Below are 3,698 nucleotides of genomic sequence, written 5' to 3'. Positions count from 1 at the left end.
GAACTTCCTATTTAATTATGTAAGAGTCGGTGAAACCGGGTGTTGGCGCTCCACAGTCGGACGGGCCCGGCACCTCCACAGGTGCCGGGCCCGTCCGCATTGCCACCGGCGACTCGGGCGGACGTGACGTTCCCCAGCTGACGCGGGTTGTTGTGACGCCAGGCCTTCGCAAATCGGGGTCCTTGCACGAACCGGAATGGCTCGAAACGCCGAAATCGCGAGGGCTGTCCGAGTTCCCCGGCGGCGCCGCGGCGCGGCCGGGCTCCGACCGAGGGCCCGCCCGGACCGGGCCCGGCGGGCTAGGACCAGCGCCCGATGCCACGCCACCGCTCGATCCCTAGGCTCACAGCCATCCACAGGTGACCGCGGCCACGGACCGCTCACCGACACCCACCCCGTGCCCCTGGAGCCAGAACCATGCCGGCCGACGCCCCCGCACACATCCGCATCGCCCGTCCCTCGTCGGACTTGGCGGCAGCCGAGCACTTCTGGGTGTCGGGTCTCGGCCTCGACGTGCTGTACCGGCACACCACGGACGGCACCCCCGGCGAGCACTCGCTCCTCATGGTCGGCTGGCCCACCGCCGCCTGGCACCTGGAGCTCGTCCACGACCCCGCCGCGCCCGTCGAGCCGCGGCCCACCGTCGAGGACCTGCTGGTCGTCTACCTCGGCGAGCCAGTGAGCGACGCGCTGGTGGAGCGACTTGAACGGCACGGCGGCAAGCGGGTGCCGGCCCACAACCCGTACTGGGAAACCTGGGGCGTCACCGTCCAGGACCCGGACGGCTACCTGCTGGTGCTCTCCACCCGGTCCTGGTCCAACGCCTAGACCCGCGACAGGCGGTGGACCGGACGCCGGCAGCCGGAGGGGATTCCTGCACATTGGAACGATACGTATTCCCCGGATCCGGAAAACGTCCGGATCCCATCGCTTCCGAACGAGCCCGACGGAATCCCGTTTTCCGCTCTCGGAGGTCGGGGTAGTGCGGAGACGTTCGCGCTCCGCCGATTCCCGAGCGTTGTGCGGAGGCGAACCTTTGGGATTCTTACGGAAGGATTTCGCATGAACAGGACCATCCGCAACGCCCTCGCGACCGTCGCCGTCGCCGGTGCCCTCACCGCCGCCGTCGCCCCCGCCGCGATGGCCGCCGAGCAGAGCCGGTCGGTGGCCGGGGTGCAGGCCCAGGACCGCAATCCGAAGACGGTAAAGGCCGCCGCCTACAACCAGGCCCGCAGCATCCTCGCCCAGGCCGGCAGCCAGACGGCCGCCAAGTCCCACCCGGCCCACGGGACCAACGACGTCCCGGTCGGCTACGGCACCAGCCTGCTCGCCGCCGCCCGCGACGAGTTCCGCGCCGCCGACAAGCACCTCCCGGCCGGCCAGAAGAAGTCCGACATGTCGATCCCGCACTACAACGCCATCCACAGCGCCGCGAACACCATGGGCATCGACCGCTGGTGACCCGCTCGGTGTGAGGCTCGCGCACCCTCCGGACGGGGCCCGGCTCTCCTCCGAAAGACGGAGAGCCGGGCCCTCCGTCGGCAGGAGGACCGTCGCCACCGGCCGGTGCGAGCGTGAGGCCATGACCACGACCCGCCTGCCCCACCGCCGAGTCGGCGCCACGCTCCTCACCGCCGCCGTCACCCTCGCGTCGCTCGCCGCGCTCACGCCGAACGCGGTGGCCGCCCCTGCGCCCGCGCCCGCCACCCGCTCCGAGGCCGTCGCCGAGTTGCGGCCCGAACTGGACGCGCTGGTCGACCAGGGCACCAGCACCGCCGCCCTCGCCGAGGTCCGCGACCACGGGCGCGTCACCTGGCGCGGCGCGGCCGGCACCGCGGACCTGGCCACCGGCCGACCGGCCCGCGCCGACGGGCGCTTCCGGATCGCCAGTGTCACCAAGACCTTCGTCTCCACCGTCACCCTGCAGTTGGTCGGCGAGGGCCGGATCGGACTCGACGACCCGATCGAGCACTACCTGCCCGGCGCCGTGCCCAACGGCAGCGCCATCACCGTCCGCCAACTCCTCAACCACACCAGTGGACTGGCCAACTACCTGGACGACCCGAAGGTGCGCGACTTCACCGAGGCCGGCAACCGGCAGTTCCTCGCCACCGGCCGCTGGGTCGAGTACACCCCGGAACGGCTGCTGGCCATCGGTGCCGCCCTTCCGCCGTACTTCGCCCCCGGCCGGGGCTGGCACTACTCCAACACCAACTACGTGGTCGCCGGCATGCTCATCGAGCGCGTCACCGGGCACAGTTGGCGGGACGAGGTGCAGAACCGGATCATCCGGCCGCTCGGGCTGCAGCACACCACCCTGCCCACCACCTCCACCGCCGTCCCGGGCCCGCACGCCCACGGCTACCTGAAGCTCCCCGAGGGCCCGGCCGACGTCACCCGGCTCTCCCCCACCATCGCCGACGCCTCCGGCGCCGCCATCTCCACCACCGACGACCTCACCCGCTTCCACGCGGCCCTGTTCGGCGGACGGCTGCTCGCCCCCGCCCAACTCACCGAGATGACCACCACCGTCCCCATCCCCCAGGCCCCCGACCACGCCGAGTACGGCCTCGGCGTCGCCCGCTACGACCTCTCCTGCGGCCAGTTCTGGGGGCACACCGGCGACATCCCCGGCTACTCGACCGAGGTTTTCGGGGCGCGGGACGGCAGTCGGCAGTACGCCATCTCCTACAACGCGTACGACACGAGCGACCCGCAGAAGTTCGACCGGCTCTACCGGGCCTTCGAGGAGAAGGCCCTCTGCGGCGGCCCGCCCGCTTCGAGCTGACCCTCGGCACGCTCCCCGGGCCTCCCGCGCTCCCCGGGCGTCCCCCGCTCTCCGGGCGTCCCGCGCTCTCCGGGCTGCCGCCCGGCGGACTCGTCAGGGTCGACGGGCTCCGCGCGCCCGGCGGGAATTGCCGGACACGCCCTATGAGTCCGCGCCGGGGACGGGCTGCTTGGGCAGGACTCGCGGCTCGCTCAGGCTGCCGTCGGGGTGGACGTCGAAGACGGTGAGCTTCTTGCGGCCGGTCACGGTGATCTGGTCCGGGCCGGACCAGTCGATGCGGACGAAGTCGCCGCCCCTGGTGTTCCAGGTGCCCATGCTCCAGTGGCGGGCGGACCAGCCGGTGCCGGTCTCCAGCTCCACCTGGTAGATCGGATCGATCGAGAAGGCGACGTTGGTGACGGTGAGCACCCGGTCCGGGCGGTTCGGGCTGACGAAACGATCCTCCCGACCCCCGTGGCTGCTGAACACCAGGGACAGGGACAGCACCGGTACCCCGGCGACGACGATGGGCACCAGGAGCACCGCGCAGCCGATCTGCGAGAACCGGCTGCGGAACTCCAGCTCGACCACCAGCGAGACCACGATCAGCACCACCGCCGCCCCGATCAGCAGCCTCGGACGGTTGAGCCAGTGCTCGACCACCACCAGCCCACCCGAGCGGGAGGCGTGCCAGCCCGGCAGGTACGCCAGCAGCGAGACGAGAGCCACGGCTCTGAGCCCCCAGGCAATCCGTCCACGACGTGTCGTCGCCATCCGTCCCCCCGGGCGATCTTTTGCCGATCTTTGCGCGGACTTTACTACAGGAAGTGCCCGCGTCCGGGGCTCGTTGACGGCCCGTCCGTTGTGCGACCAGGGGGCTCGCCGGCGATCGCCGTACGCCGGTGCGGGCCGGGGAGGCGGGTCTCTCCGC

General features: G+C 71.7%; 4 protein-coding genes. 3 read left to right on the top strand and 1 reads right to left on the bottom strand.

Annotated features, from left to right (window positions below; all coding sequences use genetic code 11):
* Window positions 1-417 precede the first annotated feature (417 nt).
* The 3 genes from ACFV1W_RS40290 to ACFV1W_RS40280 all read left to right on the top strand — a co-directional run bounded on the left by ACFV1W_RS40290 (window position 418) and on the right by ACFV1W_RS40280 (window position 2,788).
* Window positions 418-828 (top strand): VOC family protein, encoded by a 411-nt coding sequence (locus tag ACFV1W_RS40290; RefSeq protein WP_380422512.1) that lies wholly within the window; start codon window positions 418-420, stop codon window positions 826-828.
* A gap of 234 nt (window positions 829-1,062) precedes the next feature.
* Window positions 1,063-1,461, top strand: a complete 399-nt coding sequence (locus ACFV1W_RS40285; RefSeq protein ID WP_380422511.1) for a hypothetical protein — start codon at window positions 1,063-1,065, stop codon at window positions 1,459-1,461.
* Window positions 1,462-1,582: 121 nt separating this feature from the next.
* Complete coding sequence (locus ACFV1W_RS40280; RefSeq protein ID WP_380422509.1) at window positions 1,583-2,788, top strand: serine hydrolase domain-containing protein; 1,206 nt, start codon at window positions 1,583-1,585, stop codon at window positions 2,786-2,788.
* A gap of 141 nt (window positions 2,789-2,929) precedes the next feature.
* Here the strand turns inward: ACFV1W_RS40280 and ACFV1W_RS40275 are convergent, their stop codons facing one another.
* On the bottom strand, window positions 2,930-3,496 hold the full coding sequence (locus tag ACFV1W_RS40275) for a hypothetical protein (protein WP_380422508.1): 567 nt from the start codon (window positions 3,494-3,496) through the stop codon (window positions 2,930-2,932).
* Between the last annotated feature and the right edge of the window lie 202 nt (window positions 3,497-3,698).

Origin of the sequence: Kitasatospora sp. NPDC059648, assembly GCF_042734825.1 — a bacterium.
Taxonomy (GTDB): domain Bacteria; phylum Actinomycetota; class Actinomycetes; order Streptomycetales; family Streptomycetaceae; genus Kitasatospora.
Note: the sequence above shows the minus strand (reverse complement) of the source record. Positions and strands in the feature narration are given on the sequence as shown.

Coding starts and splice junctions, on each gene's coding strand:
- ACFV1W_RS40290 (WP_380422512.1), top strand. CDS start 418: ATGCCGGCCGACGCCCCCGCACACATCCGCATCGCCCGTCCCTCGTCG.
- ACFV1W_RS40285 (WP_380422511.1), top strand. CDS start 1,063: ATGAACAGGACCATCCGCAACGCCCTCGCGACCGTCGCCGTCGCCGGT.
- ACFV1W_RS40280 (WP_380422509.1), top strand. CDS start 1,583: ATGACCACGACCCGCCTGCCCCACCGCCGAGTCGGCGCCACGCTCCTC.